Here is a 16757-nt window from a genome sequence, read left to right on the forward strand (position 1 = left end):
GGACCTAGACGGCCTAGGCCTCGGCCGTTTCGGCCTCCGGTTCCGCGGGCCGGGCGACGTACCGGAGGACGCCCCACATGCTCTCCGGGCGCGCCTCGTGCGGGGCCGGTTCGCGGCAGGCTTCCAGTTCGCCCAGCAGGCCCGGCCCGTCGGTGCCGGAGCCGATCAGGACCAGCTGCGTCAGCCGGCGCTCGCCCCGGCCCCAGGGCCGCGGGGCGAAGCGGAGGAACCGGCCGACCGCGTGGACCTCGTACCTCTCCTCGTGTCCGGGAACGCCGAAGTAGACGAAGCCCTTGATCCGGTAGAGCCCGGCCGGGCGGCGGTCGAGGAAGTCGATGAACCGGCGCGGCGAGAGGGCCTGTTCGGTGACGAACTCGAGGCTCTCGTACGCCGCGTGTGTGTGCGAGCAGTGGTCGTGGTCGTGGTCCTCTGCCTCCGCGAGCAGGTCCTCGAAGGAGAGCTGTCCGCGGGTCTCGGTCCAGGGCCGCCGGTCGAAGAGCAGCTCGGGGTCGATCCGCCCGTGGTCGGCGCCGACGACCGGGGTGCCCGGAGCGCACAGGGTGCCCAGAAGGCCCTCGATCCGGGCCCGCTCCACGTCATCGACCCGGTCGGTCTTGTTGAGCACGACCAGGTCCGCGACGGCGAGGTGCCGGTCGGTCTCCGGGTGCCGGGACCGGGTCGCGTCGAACTCCGCCGCGTCCACGACCTCCACCATGCCGCCGTAGCGGATGCCGGGATTCTCGCTGGCCACGAGCATCCGGATCATCTCCTGGGGCTCGGCCAGCCCGCTCGCCTCGATGACGATCACGTCGATGCGGTGCACGGGGGCGGCGAGCTTCTCCAGGTACGCGTCGAGCTCGCTGCCGTCGACGGCGCAGCACAGGCAGCCGCCGCCGAGGGAGACCATCGAGTCGCCGACCTGGCCGGCCACCGACATGGCGTCGATCTCGATCGACCCGAAGTCGTTGACGACGACCCCGATCCGGGTGCCGGCGCGGTGGGCGAGGAGGTGGTTGAGCACGGTGGTCTTGCCGGATCCGAGGAATCCGGCGAGGACGACGACGGGGATGGGCTGCCTGCTGTTCACCCGGTCGATCGTATCCAGGTGTCGTCAGCCGAGCGCGGGCACCGGCTGCGGCGGGGTGGGCCCGGTGTACCGGGCGGCAGGCCGGATGATCTTCGAATCGGCGGCCTGTTCCAGGATGTTCGCGCTCCAGCCCACCACGCGGGCCGCGCAGAAGGTCGGGGTGAACATCTCGCGCGGGAGCCCGCACAGGTCCATGACCACGCCCGCGTAGAACTCCACGTTGGTGTGCAGTTCGCGGCCCGGCTTGAGTTCGGCGAGGATCTCCTCGACCTGACGCTCGACCTCGACGGCGAAGTCCACCAGGGGGCCGCCGAAGTCGCGGGCGATGTCCCGCAGCATGCGTGAGCGGGGGTCCTCGGTGCGGTAGACGGGGTGGCCGAAGCCCATGATCCGCTCCCCCGCCAGGACCCGCTCGCGGATCCACGGACCGATCCGGTCCGCGGTGCCGATGGCGTCCAGCGTGTCCAGGGCCCGGCTCGGGGCGCCGCCGTGCAGCGGGCCGGAGAGCGCGCCGATCGCGCCGGTCAGGCAGGCCGCGACGTCGGCGCCGGTGGAGGCGATGACGCGGGCGGTGAAGGTGGAGGCGTTGAATCCGTGGTCGATGGTGGAGATCAGGTACCGCTCTATCGCGCGGGCCGTGACCGGGTCGGGCTCCTGCCCGGTCAGCATGTAGAGGTAGTTGGCCGCGTACGGGAGGTCGTCGCGCGGCTCCACCGGCTCCAGCCCCTGCCCCAGCCGGTGCAGCGCGGTGAGCAGGGTCGGTACGGCGGCGCAGGCGGCCAGCGCGTCGGCGGCCCGGCGGCCCGGGTCGAGGTCGTAGACCGGGCGGAATCCGGCGGATGCGCCGAGCAGCGAGAGCGCGGTACGCAGTCCGGCGAGCGGTCCGGAGAGCGCGCAGGCCCTGGCCAGCGCGGGGAGGGCGTCCCGTACCTCGGCGGGCAGCCGGCGCAGCGGGACGGTCTCGGCGGTGAAGGCGGCGCGCTGGGCGGCGTCCGCGGGCAGCGTGCCGCGGAACATCAGGTGCCACACGTCCTCGAAGCTGCGGCTCTCGGCGAGCTCGACGGCCGAGAACTGACGGTAGTGGTAGAAGCCCTCACGGCCCCGGACGTCACCGAGCTCGGTCTCGGTGACCACGACTCCCGCGAGACCGCGCGGGCCTTCGAAGGTACTGACGGTGGTGTCGGTGGTGTCGGTGGTGTTCATGCATCGACCATCGATGATTGATGGAATCCTTGTCAATATTGATTGAATCAACCTATGTAGGCTGGCGTGCATGAACGAAGAGCGACGGCTCAGCACCCGGCAGGCCGCCGAGCTGCTCGGGGTGAAGCCCGCGACCGTGTACGCCTACGTCAGCCGGGGTCAGCTCACGAGCCGCCGCGACCTGGTGGGGCGCGGCAGCAGTTTCGACGCCCGTGAGGTGGAGGAGCTGGCCCGGCGCAGCCGGCGCGAGGCGGCGGTCCCGGCCGGGGAGCTCGCCGTACGGACGGCCCTCACGCTCATCGAGCCGGACCGCTACTACTTCCGGGGCGTGGACGCCGTGGCCCTGGCCTCGCGGTACGCCTTCGAGGAGGTCGCGGAGTGGCTCTGGACGGGAACGCTCCCGCGCGGGGCGCGGTTCACCGCTCCCCCGGAGCCGCTCGCCGCGGCCCGCCGGGCGGTGGCCGCCCTGCCGGAGCACAGCGGCCCGGTGGACATGCTGCGGGTGGCGGTCGCCGCCGCCGCGGTGGCGGATCCGCTGCGCTTCGACCTCTCCGAGGAGGCGGTACTGGGCTCCGCGCGCTGCCTGATCCCCACGCTGGTCGGCTCCCTGCCGGTGGTGGGTCCGCCGGGGTGGGCCGGGGACGGCCGGACGGCCCGGCAGCTGTGGCCGCGGCTGACGGCCCGCGAGCCGGACCCGGACGCGCTGGCCGCGCTGGACCTGGCGCTGGGGCTCCTCGTGGACCACGATCTGGCCGCCTCCACCCTGGCGGTACGGGTGGCCGCGTCGGCGCGGGCACATCCGTACGCGGCGGTGTCGGCCGGGCTCGGCGCGCTGGAGGGGCCGCTGCACGGCGCGGCCGGACGGCTCGCACACCGGATGCTGGTGGAGGTGCTGGAGCGGGGCGGAGCCGCGCCGGTGGTGGCGGAGTACCTCCGGGCGGGGCGCCGGGTGCCGGGGCTCGGCCACCGGCTGTACCGGGGCGAGGACCCGCGTGCGCAGGCGCTGTTCGCACGGCTGGAGGGCCTGCCGCAGGCGGCCCCCGCGCTGGCCGCGGCACGCGAGGTGGCCGCGGTGATGGCCCGGCAGGGCGGGCTGCACGCCAATGTGGACCTGGCGCTGGCGGTGCTGACGGTGTCGTGCGGGATGGCGGCGGAGGCCGGGGAGACGGTCTTCGCGGTGGCGCGCACGGCGGGCTGGATCGCGCACGCGCTGGAGGAGTACCAGGAGCGGCCGCTGCGGATGCGGCCGAGCGGGGAGTACCACGGACCCCGCCCACCCCAGCCGATGCCGTGACGGGCGGTGGGGCGGGGGCGGTCCGGCCGCGGCGTCAGGTCCGCAGCCAGACCGCCGTGTCCTGCGGGAGCAGCCCCGTGTCGTCAAGGGCGGAGCTGCCCAGCAGGAGTTGGGTGTGGGCCGGCAGCGGGACCGGCCCTTCGGACAGGTTGACCACGCAGACCAGTCCGTCGGGGCGGACGAAGGCCAGCACCCCGGGCGGCGCCTGCAGCCACTCCAGCGAGCCGCCGCCGAAGCCGGCCGCCGCGCGGCGCAGCCCGAGCGCCGTCCGGTAGAGGGTCAGCATGGAGTCCGGGTCGCCGTCCTGCCGGTCGGCGGCGTACGTCGGCCAGCTCGCGGGCTGCGGCAGCCAGGGGTCGTTCCAGGGTTCCGCGGTCCACGGCAGCGGGACCCGGCAGCCGTCCCGGCCGGGGTCGGTGCCGCCGGAGCGGAAGTGCATCGGGTCCTGGATCCGGCTGATCGGTATGTCAGCTTCCGGCAGACCCAGTTCCTCGCCCTGATAGACGTACACGGCGCCGGGCAGGGCCAGCGTCAACAGGGCGGCGGCACGGGCCCGCCGGGTGCCGAGCGCCAGATCGGTCGGGGTCCCGAAGATCTTGGCGGCGAAGTCGAAGCCGGTCTCGGCGCGCCCGTATCGGGTGACCGTACGGGTCACGTCGTGGTTGCAGAGCACCCAGGTGGCCGGAGCCCCGACGGGCGCGTGCTCGGCGAGCGTCTCCTCGATGGAGGTGCGCAGCCGCCGTGCGTCCCATGGGCAGCTGAGGAAGGAGAAGTTGAAGGCGGTGTGCAGCTCGTCGGGGCGCAGGTAGCGGGCGAAGCGCTCGGAGTCGGGCAGCCAGACCTCGCCGACGAAGATCGCGTCGTACGCGTCGGCGATGGCGCGCCAGGAGCGGTAGATGGTGTGCAGTTCGTCGCGGTCGATGTACGGGTGGGTCTCTCCGGGCCAGGGCTCCGGTGAGCGGCCGGCCAGGTCGGGCAGGGCCGGATCCTTCGCGAGCAGGGCCGCGGAGTCGATGCGTACGCCGGACACGCCCCGCTCGAACCAGAAGCGCAGGACCTCCTCGTGCTCGCGACGGACCGCGGGGTGGTCCCAGTTGAGGTCGGGCTGCTCCGGGGTGAAGAGGTGCAGGTACCACTCCCCGTCCGGCACCCGTGTCCAGGTGGTGGCCCCGTTGAACTGCGACGGCCAGTCCCCCGGGGGCAGTTCGCCGTGCTCGCCGCGTCCCGGGCGGAAGTGGAACAGCTCCCGTTCGGGGCTGCCGGGGCCGGCCGCGAGGGCGGCCCTGAACCACGCGTGCTGGTCGGACACGTGGTTCGGGACGATGTCGACGATGGTCCGGATGCCCAGCTCGCGGGCTTCGGAGATGAGCTTCTCGGCTTCGGCGAGGGTGCCGAAGGCGGGGTCGATGGTGCGGTAGTCGGCGACGTCGTAGCCGCCGTCGGCGAGGGGTGAGAGGTACCAGGGGGTGAACCACAGGGCGTCCACGCCGAGTTCGGCGAGGTAGGGCAGCCGGGCCCGGACGCCCGCGAGGTCACCGGTGCCGTCCCCGTCGCCGTCGGCGAAGCTGCGTACGTACACCTGGTAGATGGCGGCCGAGCGCCACCAGTCGGCGGCGTTTTCGGGCAGGGGAAAGTCAGCCACGAGGGGTCCTTTCACGGGGGCGGCCGGGCGTGGCGGTGCGGGCTGCGGACGTCAGCCCTTGAGGGAGCCCGCCGTCAGGCCGCTCATGATGTTGCGCTGGAAGATCAGGAAGATGACGAGCGTGGGCACCGAGGCCATCGCGAGTGCGGCGATGAGATGGTTCTCGGGGACTCCCGAGGCCAGTGAGTAGATGCCGACGTTGAGCGTCTGGAGCGCCGGGTCGGGGAGGGTGAGCATCGGCCAGAGGAAGTCCTTCCAGACCCCGACGATCGCGAAGATCGACACGACGCCCAGGATGGGCCTGGACATCGGCAGGACGATCGAGCGCAGGGTGCGGACCGCGCTCGCCCCGTCGATGGCGGAGGCGTCGAGGATCTCCTGCGGGATGGAGTCGAAGAACCGCTTCAGCAAGAAGATGCTGAAGGCGTTGGTGACGGACGGCAGCCAGATCACCCAGGGCGTGTTGAGCAGGTTCCGCTCGATGAGCGGCATGTCGAGCACCGTGAGGTACTGCGGCACGACCAGGACGGTGGCCGGGATCATCAGGGTCGCCAGCATCATGCCGAGCACGGCCTTGCCGAGGACGGGGCGCAGCTTGGACAGCGAGTACGCGGCGGCCACGTCGAGGACGAGCTGGAAGGCCAGCGCCCCGAAGGCGTAGTAGAGGGTGTTGAACAGCAGCTTGGCGAGGTCCATGACCTTCCAGGCGGCCGTGTAGTTGGCGGTGTGCAGGGAGTCGGGCACCAGGGTCGGCGGGACCTGGGCGAACTCCTCGGTGCTCTTGAGGCCGTTCGCGGCCATCCAGTACAGGGGGCCGAGGAAGACGAGGGTGAAGCCGCCGACGACCAGGACGAGGGCGGTCCAGTACAGGATCCTGCCCCGGGTGCGGCCCAGTTGCGCCGGCGATATCAGCGTGCGCTCTGCCATGTGAGGGGCTCCTTGTCAGCTCTCGTTGTCGCGGCTGAGGCGGACGTAAAGCGCGGAGAAGCCCGCGAGCAGGACGAGCAGGCACAGGCCCAGGGCCGCGGCGCCGCCGTACTGGTTGAAACTGAAGGCGTACTGGTAGATGAGGACGACGACGGTGGTGGTCGAGCCCTCGGGGCCGGCTCCGCCGGTCAGCAGGAACGGTTCGACGAACACCTGCATCGTCGCGATGATCTGCATCAGCAGCAGGAGCGAGAGGATCAGCTTGGTCTGCGGGATCGTGACGTGCCAGATCTTGCGCAGGAGCCCCGCCCCGTCGAGTTCGGCGGCCTCGTACAGCTCACCGGGGATGCCCTGGAGCGCGGCGAGGTAGATCAGGGTCGCACCGCCCATGTTCATCCACGTGGAGGCGATGACGACCGAGAGCATCGCGGTGTCGGTGGACTGCAGCCAGTCCTGCGCGGGGAGGTGCAGGAACTCCAGCGCCCTGTTGAAGAGGCCGTATCCGGGATCGTAGAAGTACTTGAAGAGCAGGACCGAGGCCACCGGCGGCATCATCACCGGCAGGTAGACGAGCAGGCGCAGATAGCCCTGGCCGTGGCGGAACTCGTTCAGCACCAGGGCCACCACGAACGGGACCACGAAGCCGAGGAGCAGGGCCAGTCCGGTGAAGAGCAGGGTGTTGCGCCAGGCCTGCCAGAAGTTCGGGTCCCCGAAGACGTAGGCGAAGTTGTCCCAGCCGACCCAGCGGGTGGCGCCGTTCTCGGTCTTCTGGAAGGCCAGCAGGAACTCCCGGACCATCGGGTACCAGGAGAAGAAGGAGAAGCAGAGGACGGCGCCGATCAGGAAGCCGTGGGCCGTGAGGTTCCGCTTGAGCGCCCGGCGGAACTCCGCACGGGAGGCTCGGGGCAGGGTGGGGGCCGGCATCGGCGCTCGCTCCTTGGTGGGTCGTCGTCTTCGGTGCGCGGGAGGCGGGGGTCCCGGCGGGGACCCCCGGACGCCGCTACTGGTTCCCCAGCACCTGGTTGACCGCCTTCTCGGCGTCGCCGAGGAGCTGAGCCGGGTCCGCGTCCTTGTTGGTGAGGACCCCCGACATCACCTTGTCGAGGACCTTGTAGATCTCCTGCGCCTTCACCGGCTCCGGCTTTCCGGGCACCGGGTTGTCCAGGAAGGCCTTGAAGTTGGCGACCGGCATGGTGGCGCTCGCCGCCTTCAGCTCGTCGTCCTTGGCCTTGCTGGCTCCGGTGAAGAAGGCGGGCTGGGGCAGGCCGACCGGCAGGCCGTCGGCCTTGCTGCGGTCGTACTGGAACTGGCCCTTGCCGACCGCGAGGGTCTTGAAGTTGAGCCAGGCGACGGCGGCCTTGACCTTGTCGGGCGAGCTGCCCTTCTTGATCATGTAGCCGTTGCCGCCGGCCAGGGTGGCCGCGCCGCCCGGGATGGGGCCCATGCCGAAGTTCTCGTACTTGGCGCCGAGCTGCTGGACCATGTAGGTGATGTCGTCGGGCGCGGCGAGGAACATGCCGAGCTTGTCCGAGGCCATCTGCTTCTGCAGGTCGCCCCACTTGAGCAGCTGGGTCTTGCCCATGCTGTCGTCCTCCCAGCGCATGGCGTGGAGGTTGTCGACGATTCGCGCGCCGGTGGCGTTGTTGAAGGCGGCCTTGCCGTCGGCGCCGACGACGTCGCCGCCCATTCCGTACGTGGTGGCCGTGAAGTGCCAGCCGCCGGTGTTCTCCACGCTGTACTCGCCGAAGCCGGCGACTCCGTTGCCCAGGGCCGCGATCTTCTTGGCGGCCGCCCGGACCTCCTCCCAACTGCGCGGCGGGGTATCGGGGTTGAGGCCGGCCTGCTGGAAGAGCTTGCGGTTGACCAGCAGGCCCATCGTGTAGTTGCTGGTGGGCAGGCCGTAGAGCTTGCCGTCCCGCTTGAGGACGTCCGTCACGTTCTTGTCGATGTCGTCGAGCGCGGGCACCGAGGCGGGGGTGACGTACGCCGAGATGTCCTCGGCCCCGTCGTTGTCCAGCACCTGCTGGAGGTCGGTGAAGTAGGCGTAGAAGACGTCCGGCTGGGACTTGGCCTTCAGCATCGCGGTGAAGCGCGGGGGTTCCAGACACTGGCCGGGGGTGGAGCGACCCTCGATGGTGACGTTCGGGTACGTCTTGTTGAACTCCGCCACGTCCTCCTTCCACTCCTTGAGCTCGGCCGCCTTCGCCGGGGGCGGCATGCAGTCGATGGAGAGGGTGACCTTGGTCTTCGGGTCGAGCGGGGCGGAGGCGTCGGTGGAACCGCCGGCGGCCTGGGGCTTGCCGTCGCCGCTGCTGCTCGTGCCGCAGGCTGCGAGGGCGGTCACGGCGAGCGCGGAGGCGAGGGCTGCCGCGACGTTGCGGCGGACGTTGGTTCTCATCGGTGGTCCCCTTCGAGCATCGGGCAGGAGGCGTGGGGGCGAGCGCGGCACACTCAACCACCGCCGATAGATGAACGCAATATCTCGCGCAGATTTCGTAATACATTGACAGTCAGATGTCGGACGGGGAACGCAAAAAGGGCTCCGGAACGTCTGTGTGACGTTCCGGAGCCCTGGGCGCAGCTGCGCGGGCGCTACGAGGGTCAGCCGCGCGGGGCCTGTGCGGTGGAGCCGCGGACCACCAGCTCCGGTTCGAAGAGCAGCTCGCCGGGCTGCACGGCGGCGCCCTGGATCTGCGCGGTGAGCAGTTCGACGGCGGCCCGGCCCATGGCCTCGATGGGCTGCCGGACGGTGGTCAGCGGGGGCTCGGTGCAGTTCATGAAGGCCGAGTCGTCGTAGCCCACCACGGAGACCTGCCGGGGTACGTGCAGCCCCCGGCGGCGGGCCGCTCGTACCGCGCCCAGCGCGAGCGGGTCGCTCGCGCAGATGATGCCGGTCACCCCGCGGTCCAGCAGCCGGGAGGCGGCCGCATGGCCTCCTTCCAGGGAGAACAGCGCCCGCTCCACATGGGCTTCGGGCAGTTCGGTGCCCGCCGCGGCGGCCACCGCCTGGGCGGCCACCAGCTTGCGCAGCGAGGGCATGTGGTCGGGCGGGCCCAGCACCAGGCCGATCCGCTCGTGCCCGAGCGAGGCCAGGTGGCGCCAGGCCTGCTCGACCGCGACGGCGTCGTCGCAGGCCACGCACGGGAAGCCGAGGTCCTCGATGGAGGCGTTGATGAGCACCACCGGAACCTTGCGGTCGGACAGCAGCCGGTAGTGCTCGTGCGGGGCGTCGGCCTGCGCGAAGAGGCCGCCGGCGAAGACCACTCCGGACACCTGCTGCTGGAGCAGCAGTTCCACGTAGTCGGCCTCCGAGACCCCGCCGGTGGTCTGGGTGCACAGCACCGGGGTGAGCCCCTGCTGGGCCAGCGCACCGCCGATGACCTCGGCGAAGGCGGGGAAGATGGGGTTCTGGAGCTCGGGCAGGACCAGCCCGACCAGCCGGGCACGCTCGCCGCGCAGCTGGGTGGGGCGCTCGTACCCGAGGACGTCCAGGGCGGTGAGCACGGACTGGCGGGTCGCCTCCGAGACGCCCGGCTTGCCGTTGAGCACCCGGCTGACCGTTGCCTCGCTGACTCCCACCTTCTTCGCCACTTGAGCAAGTCGTCGCGTCATGAGCGCAAGACTAGCGCAAGGAATGCAAGTTCCTTGCGGTTCGATTAGGGCCAGTTTGGCGCATGTAAGCCCGGTCCGAAAGAGGTCGGACCAGAGGGGCTTCGCCCCCGCCCGGAGATGGCCGCGGCGCGGGCGGGGCACCGCGGAGGCGCCCCACCCACTGTCTGCCCAGCGGCTACGGCAGCTGGTTGATCTTGAACGTCGAGGTCGTGTTCCGTACGTCCACGGCGTTGTCGCTCGTCTTCAGGTTGTGGACGGTGACCTCACCGACCGCCGGGCCCTGTCCCGCCTCGGGCATCTCGTTCGCCCAGAGACCGAAGCCGGACTTCGCGTCGAAGGCGTCGCCGCTCTTCTTCGCCCCGGTGATGGTGATGTCCCTCAGGATGGTGTCCTTGATGGGATTGACCGGCTGACCGCCGACGTACTGCGTCTGGAACATGATTCCGCTGTACGTCGGGTCGACGATGTCGACGTTGTTGATCCGAATCCCCTGGAACACCTTCGAGGCCGAGAACAGCCAGATTCCCGGGAAGGTCTGCGCCCCCCAGAAGTGGCCGCCGGACCGGACGATCGAGATGTTCTCGAAGGTCGTCGGATCCGTCCCGAAGCCGTTCATGGGATACCCGAAGTCCAGCGAGCTGATGGTGATGCCCGAGTAGACGAGGGTGTCGGCGATGTGGATGTTGCGGAAGGTGTTGTTGAAGCCGCCGTAGACGGCGACACCGGCCGCGCGCCAGGTCAGGATCGAGGTCAGGTTCTCGTAGACGTTGTTCTTCATGTCCGAGCCGCCCGCGTCGATCGCGGAGAACAGCGCGAAGCTGTCGTCGCCCGTGGCCCGCGCCTCGTTGTTGGTCACGAGGTTGTCCGTGGAGCCGTTGGTCATGTTGATGCCGTCGGCGAACATGTCGCGGATCCGCGAGTTCTTGATGGTGATCCGGTCCGTGTTGGCGCCCCAGTAGAGGCACACCATGTGCTCGTTCCAGATGTTGTCGATGGTGATGTCGGAGACGTTCGAGAAGTCGAAGACCTTGCCCGGGCCGTCGATGCGCGAGGTGTAGTTGCCGAAGTAGGCGAAGCCGGAGAAGGACGAGCCCTTCGCCGTGCCCTCCGCCCGCCAGCCGATGTCGGTGTTGTCCTGGGAGGACGGGGCCTGGAATCGGGTGAACCACGGTCCGGCGCCGACCACTTGCACGGCCTTGCCGTACACCTGGAACTTGCTCGCCGTCTGGTAGTCGCCCGGCGGCAGGTAGACGCCGGCGAGCTTGCCGGTGGTGTCCATCCGGACCTTGTCCAGGGCGTTCTGCACGTCCTGGTGGGTGAAGCCGGCGGGCACGGTGTAGGTCGCCGGGTCCGGGTTGGGAAGAGCCGTGGCCTGCTCCAGGCTGACGAAGTCGATCGCGTAGGTGGAGGTGTTGGCCGCGTCCTTCTGGAGGCGGATCTTGCTGCCCTGCGGGACGGTCTCGCCCAGCAGGATGTTGGCCTCGTCGTAGATGTGCCGCGGCGCGCCGGAGCCGGGCGAGTTCCCCGGTGAGGCCTCGGCACCGTACAGCCAGGCGTATTTGGAGGTCAGCGGCAGGGTCTTCCTGAGGGTGCCGTTGACGTAGACGTTGATGGTGGAGTCGATGCCGCCGCCGCCCGGGGCGTCCGGGATGGAGAAGCGGGTGACCAGGGTGTTGGTCGCGGCCCGGGTGGTGAACTCGACGTATTCGCCGGTCGCGTCGAGGCTGACGGCCTTGCGGCCCGAGGCCTCCCCCGCGATGTCACCGATGGTGCGGTTGGGTCCGACGACAGTGGCTCCGCCGCCGACGGCCCCGTCCTCCGCCTCGTACATGTCGAAGGGCATGTTCGCCCCGCGGCCCACGAAGAACGGCTTGGTGGAGGTGTTGTTGCCGCGCCTGACCGGCAGTTCGTTGGCGTCGTCGGCGAGCACCACCTTGACGGTGTACTTGCCGTTGGCGGCCGGCCAGCTGCCGAGCGCGATCGGGGCCGAGGAGGCACCGGCCGCGAGGGCGCCGCCGAAGGATCCCGTCAGGGTGCGGACGGTGGCGCCGGCCGCGTCCTGCAGGGTGAGGGTGACCCCGTGCGTGCCGGCGGCCGCCGCCACCGTGCCCTGGTTCTTCACGGTGACGGTGAAGTCCACCGGCTGGCCCGCGGAGGGTGCGCCGGGCGACCAGCTCACGGCCGAAGCGACCAGGTCCGAGCTGTCGACCGGGCGGACCACGAGCGGCGAGGCGGTGAAGGTGTTGTTGCTGTCGTTCTGCTCGACGACCGTGTTCGCCTCGTCCACGACCGCGCTCAGCGGGTACGTCCCCGCGTCGCGCGGGCCGATCCCGGCGGTGACGGTGGCCGTCGCTCCCGCGGCGAGCGCGGGCACGTCGGCCGCGGCGATCTTGGTGCCGCCGAGCCGGAAGGAGACGGCGGTGGCGGCGGCCGGGGCCGGGCCGCTGTTCCTGACGGTCGCGGAGAGGGTGACGGAGTCCGATTCCACCGGGGTGGCCGGGGCCGCGCTCAGCGCGCTGATCTCCAGGTCGGGGTTGGGCGCCGGGACGCCGATGACCTGGAATTCGGCGATCTGACCATTGGAGGCCCCGGTGTTGGCGGTGAAGCGCAGCTGCACGTCCGCGATGCGGGCGGTCAGCGGGATGGTGACGGTGTTGCCGGACGCCGGGTCGAAGACGTAGTCCTTGGCGGCGACCAGACCGGTGACCCCCGCGGCACTCTGCTCCCGGCCGAGAACCTGGATGTTCTGGGTACGGGTGCCCCAGCCGCTGTCCGGGTTGAGCTTGAGGACGATGCGGTCGAGGTCGGCGTTGGCTCCGAGCTTCACCGTGAGGGTGCTCGGATAGGCACCGGCCGCGCCCTCCCAGTAGGTGCTGGTGCTGTTGTCGTTGGCGTTCTCCGCGACGAAGGTGTGGATCACGGAGGAGCCGGCGATCGGCTTGCCCACGGCGAGGTTGGAACCACCGCCCCCGGTGCCGTTGCGGGTCACGGTGTTGCTGTCGCCGGAGCGGTTGCCCGCGGCGTCCTTGGCGCGCACGAAGTAGCTGACGGTGGCGCTCGTGGGCTGGGTGTCGGTGTAGGTGGTGACGTTGCCCGCGACGGTGGTGCGCAGCTGGTTGTTCGCGTACACCTCGTAGCCGGTGACGCCCACGTTGTCGGTGGAGGCCTGCCAGGTGAGTTTGACCTGGCCGGCGGCGGGTTCGGTGAGGGTCAGGGAGCCCGGGGCGGTCGGGGCCTGGGTGTCGCCGGTGTCCCCGGCGCGGGTGACGCTGTTGCTGTTCGGGGACTGGTTGCCGGCCGCGTCCTTGGCGCGCACGAAGTAGCTGACGGTGGCGCTCGTGGGCTGGGTGTCGGTGTAGGTGGTGACGTTGCCGGCCACGGTGGTGCGCAGCTGGTTGTTGGCGTAGACGTCGTAGCCGGTGATGCCCACGTTGTCGGTGGCCGCCTGCCAGGTGAGCTTGATCTGGCCGGTGGCGGGCTCGGTGTAGGCGAGCGCGGTCGGGGCCGTAGGCGCCTGGGTGTCGCCCGTCTGCGGCCCGTAGATCTCCAGCTCGGAGAGCTGGCCGCCGGGTTGCACGGAATTGAGCGAGATCAGCACGCGGAGGTAGCGGGTGGCGGCGGCGTCGAAGGTGATCGTCACGGCGTTGCCGCCGGCCGCGTTGAAGTCGTAGCCCCTGGAGGCGGTGATGTCGGTGTAGTCCGAGCCGTTGGCGCTGCCCTGGAGCTTCAGGGTCTGGGTACGGGCACCCCAGCCCTCCGGCAGCCGCAGGACCACGCGGTCCACGCGTACGGAGGCACCGAGGTCGGCCTGGATCCACTGGGGCATGGCGTTGTTGGCGCTCTCCCAGTAGCTGGCGGCGTTCCCGTCGTTGGCGTTGGCCGGGACGTAGACCTGGGTGCTGCTGCTCGCGGTCAGGGTCTTGCCGAGCGCCAGGTTGGCGGAGGACTCGCCGGGGGCGCGGACCTCCAGCTCGGAGAGCTGCGCGGCCTGCCAGCCCGTGTTCGCGGTGATGTCGATCCGGACGTACCGCGTCTGGGTGGCGGGGAAGGCGATGGTCACCACGTTCCCGCTGCCCTGGCCGAAGGTGTAGGCGGCCGAGCCGACCAGGGTGCTGAACGTGGTGCCGTCGGCGCTGCCCTGGACGGACAGGGTCTGGTTGCGGCTCTCCCAGGCGGCGGGCAGCTTGAGCACCACCTGGTCGACCCGGGTGGTGGCGCCGAGATCGGTCTGCACCCATTGCGGGAGGGTGCCGCCGGCGCTCTCCCAGTACGTCGACTGGTTGCCGTCGGTGACGTTGGCGGGCCCGTAGGCGCCGTTGCTACTACTCGCGGCCGCGGGGCGGCCCGCCGCGATGCTCGGACCGCCGGCGGCCACCGCGCTCAGGGCGGGCCAGCCCGTGATCAGCAGGGCTGTGGTGATGAGGGCGGCGAGTGCCCGCCATCTCCAGTTGAGCCTTCTCATATGTCCTCGTCCCTCGGCATGAGTTTTCTGAACCAGGTGAGATAGGAATTTGCAGCGTGCGGTGCGAGAGTTGCAGAGCATTGCTCAGTCGTCTACTGCCATGACCGCACTTTCATGCCGTCAACACTTGCGCAAGCTGGGCGCAAATAGCGCAAGCGATTTGCGTCCACCATGGAAATTCCGCTTATGCCCGAGCCGACCTACCGTTGCTACTCATGCGGTTCCTCCTCATGAGCGCTCGGCGCCTCGGGCTGCCCAGACGGGCCGTCTCCCAGATCCTGCTCACCCAGCTGGCCATCGCCGGCGGGGTCGTCGTCCTGGCCACCGGGCTGTTCCTGGCCCCGCTGAGCGCCCAGCTCGACGACCAGGCCATGCGGCGCGCCCTGGCCATCGCGCAGAGCGCCGCGGCCGACCCCTCGCTGGCCGCCGACCTCCTGGACTCCGGGCCATCGGCTGACAGCCCCGTACAGTCCTCGGCGGAGCGGATCCGCCGGGCCACCGGCGCCGAGTACGTGGTCGTCCTCGACCTGGACGGCATCCGCCGCTCGCACCCCAGCCCCGACCGGATCGGGCTGCCCGTCTCCACGGACCCCAGCGACGCCCTGGCGGGCCGCGAGGTCATGGAGATCGACGAGGGCACCCTGGGCCGCTCGGCCCGCGGCAAGGTCCCGCTCCTGGCCGCCGACGGCGAGATCATCGGCGCCGTCTCGGTCGGCATCGCCTACGACAGCGTCCACGACCGGCTGCTCGGCGCCATCCCCGGCCTGCTCGCCTACGCGGGCGGGGCCCTCGCGGCGGGCGCACTCGCCGCCTACCTGCTGTCCCGCAGGATCCACCGGCAGACCAGGGACCTCGCCTTCTCCGACATCGCCGGCCTGCTCGCCGAGCGCGAGGCGATGCTGCACTCCATCCGCGAAGGCGTGATCGCCCTCGACCGGGAGGGACGGATCCGGCTGGTCAACGACGAGGCCGCCCGCCTGCTCGGCCTCACCCCGGACTCCGCCGCCTCCCTCGCCGGACGCCCGCTGGACGACGTACTGGGCGCGGGGCGCACCGCCGACGTCCTGTCGGGCCGCGTCACCGGCCGCGACCTGGTCACCGTGCAGGGGCCGCGCGTCCTGGTCACCAACCGGATGCCGACCGAGGACGGCGGCGCCGTCGCCACCCTGCGTGACCGCACCGAGCTGGAGCACCTGGGCCGCGAGCTCGATTCCACCCGGGGCCTGATCGACGCCCTGCGCGCCCAGGACCACGAGCACGCGAACCGCCTCCACACCCTCCTCGGCCTGCTGGAGCTGGGCTTGCACGAGGAGGCCGTGGAGTTCGTCACCGAGGTCGTCGGCGTGCACCGCACCACCGCTGAGCAGGTCACCGAGAAGGTCCACGACCCCCTGCTGGCGGCCCTCCTCGTCGGCAAGGCGACGGTCGCGGCGGAGCGCGGCGTCCCCCTGCGGCTGGCCGGAACCACCTTCCTCCCCGACCGCGTGGTCGACCCGGGAGGCCTCGTCACCATCCTCGGCAACCTGGTGGACAACGCCCTGGACGCCGCCGTCGGTTCGACGGCGCCCCTGGTCGAAGTGGAGCTGAGCGCCGAAGGCCGCACAGCCGTGCTGCGGGTGCGCGACAGCGGCCCCGGGGTCCCTGCCGCACGCCGCGAGGAGATCTTCACGGAGGGCTGGTCGACCAAGCAGCCCAAGGCACACCGCGAGCGCGGGCTGGGCCTCGCCCTCGTACGCCGTCTCGCGGAACGGCAGGGCGGCAGCGCCCGGGCCGGCGAGGCAGCGGACGGAGGGGCGGAGTTCTCCGTCGTACTCCCGGAGGCCCTGCGATGAACGAGACCCCGATTCACGTATTGGTCGTCGACGACGACATGCGCGTTGCCCGGATCAACGCGGCGTATGTGGCGAAGGTTCCCGGTTTCCGGGTCGCGGCCCAGGCCCATTCGGCGGCCGAGGCCCTCGACTTCCTCACCGCCCACCCCGTGGACCTGATCCTCCTCGACCACTACCTCCCGGACGAGAACGGCCTGGACCTGGTGCGCCGCCTGCGCGAACGCGGCCTCCGCACCGACGTGATCATGGTGACGGCCGCCCGCGACCTGGCCACCGTCCAGGCCGCCATGCGCCTCGGCGCCCTCCAGTACCTGGTCAAGCCCTTCACCTTCGCCGGCCTGCGCACCAAGCTGGAGGCGTACGGGACGCTGCGCCGCACCCTGGAGACCGGCGGCGAGGCCGAACAGGCCGAGGTGGACCGGATCTTCGGCGCCCTGGCCACCGCCGGGTCCCCGAACGACCTCCCCAAGGGCCACTCCCCCACCACCGCGGAAGTGGTCCGCCAGGTCCTGCTCTCGGCCGAAGGCCCGCTCTCCACCCAGCAGATCGCCGACCGCGCGGGCATCAGCCGCCAGACCGCCCAGCGCTACCTGAAGCTGCTGGACCGCACCGGCCGCGTCACGCTCGCCCTGCGCTACGGCGAGACCGGCCGCCCCGAGCACCGCTACACCTGGCGCCCGTCCGACGGCTCCTGAGCG

The 16757-nt window shown here is 70.9% G+C and carries 11 protein-coding genes; 3 read left to right on the plus strand and 8 right to left on the minus strand.

Annotation, left to right across the window (positions count from 1 at the left end; all coding sequences use genetic code 11):
• Positions 1–13: 13 nt before the first annotated feature.
• Both OHA89_RS10860 and OHA89_RS10865 read right to left on the minus strand, forming a co-directional pair.
• Positions 14–1087 (minus strand): GTP-binding protein, encoded by a 1074-nt coding sequence (locus tag OHA89_RS10860; protein ID WP_266614561.1) that lies wholly within the window; start codon positions 1085–1087, stop codon positions 14–16.
• A 24-nt stretch (positions 1088–1111) separates the two neighbouring features.
• Positions 1112–2290 carry a citrate synthase gene (locus tag OHA89_RS10865; RefSeq protein WP_406366020.1) on the minus strand — a complete coding sequence of 393 codons (1179 nt, stop codon included), beginning with the start codon at positions 2288–2290 and terminating at the stop codon, positions 1112–1114.
• Between the two features lie 70 nt (positions 2291–2360).
• On the opposite strand from OHA89_RS10865, the gene OHA89_RS10870 reads away from it, so the two are divergent.
• Positions 2361–3584, plus strand: coding sequence for a citrate/2-methylcitrate synthase (locus OHA89_RS10870; protein WP_406366021.1), 1224 nt, complete (start codon positions 2361–2363; stop codon positions 3582–3584).
• Positions 3585–3618: 34 nt separating this feature from the next.
• Here the strand turns inward: OHA89_RS10870 and OHA89_RS10875 are convergent, their stop codons facing one another.
• The 6 genes from OHA89_RS10875 to OHA89_RS10900 form a co-directional block, all read right to left on the minus strand.
• Complete coding sequence (locus OHA89_RS10875; protein WP_266614564.1) at positions 3619–5226, minus strand: glycoside hydrolase family 13 protein; 1608 nt, start codon at positions 5224–5226, stop codon at positions 3619–3621.
• Positions 5227–5277: 51 nt separating this feature from the next.
• Complete coding sequence (locus OHA89_RS10880; protein WP_257553859.1) at positions 5278–6153, minus strand: carbohydrate ABC transporter permease; 876 nt, start codon at positions 6151–6153, stop codon at positions 5278–5280.
• Between the two features lie 15 nt (positions 6154–6168).
• Positions 6169–7077: a carbohydrate ABC transporter permease gene (locus OHA89_RS10885; RefSeq protein ID WP_266614565.1), complete on the minus strand. Its 909-nt coding sequence runs from the start codon at positions 7075–7077 to the stop codon at positions 6169–6171.
• A gap of 76 nt (positions 7078–7153) precedes the next feature.
• Complete coding sequence (locus OHA89_RS10890; RefSeq protein ID WP_266614567.1) at positions 7154–8551, minus strand: ABC transporter substrate-binding protein; 1398 nt, start codon at positions 8549–8551, stop codon at positions 7154–7156.
• A gap of 203 nt (positions 8552–8754) precedes the next feature.
• The gene (locus OHA89_RS10895; protein WP_257553862.1) at positions 8755–9765 is read right to left on the minus strand and encodes a LacI family DNA-binding transcriptional regulator; all 1011 of its coding nucleotides are present in this window, start codon (positions 9763–9765) and stop codon (positions 8755–8757) included.
• Between the two features lie 175 nt (positions 9766–9940).
• Positions 9941–14227: a discoidin domain-containing protein gene (locus tag OHA89_RS10900; RefSeq protein WP_406366022.1), complete on the minus strand. Its 4287-nt coding sequence runs from the start codon at positions 14225–14227 to the stop codon at positions 9941–9943.
• A 230-nt stretch (positions 14228–14457) separates the two neighbouring features.
• On the opposite strand from OHA89_RS10900, the gene OHA89_RS10905 reads away from it, so the two are divergent.
• Together OHA89_RS10905 and OHA89_RS10910 are read left to right on the plus strand one after the other, a co-directional pair.
• Complete coding sequence (locus OHA89_RS10905) at positions 14458–16059, plus strand: sensor histidine kinase (protein WP_266942956.1); 1602 nt, start codon at positions 14458–14460, stop codon at positions 16057–16059.
• Positions 16056–16754, plus strand: a complete 699-nt coding sequence (locus tag OHA89_RS10910; RefSeq protein ID WP_215148644.1) for a response regulator — start codon at positions 16056–16058, stop codon at positions 16752–16754. Before OHA89_RS10905 ends, OHA89_RS10910 begins: the two co-directional genes overlap by 4 nt.
• The last annotated feature ends 3 nt before the right edge of the window (positions 16755–16757 follow it).

It is taken from the genome of Streptomyces sp. NBC_01546 (assembly GCF_045208355.1).
Classification (GTDB): Bacteria; Actinomycetota; Actinomycetes; order Streptomycetales; family Streptomycetaceae; genus Streptomyces.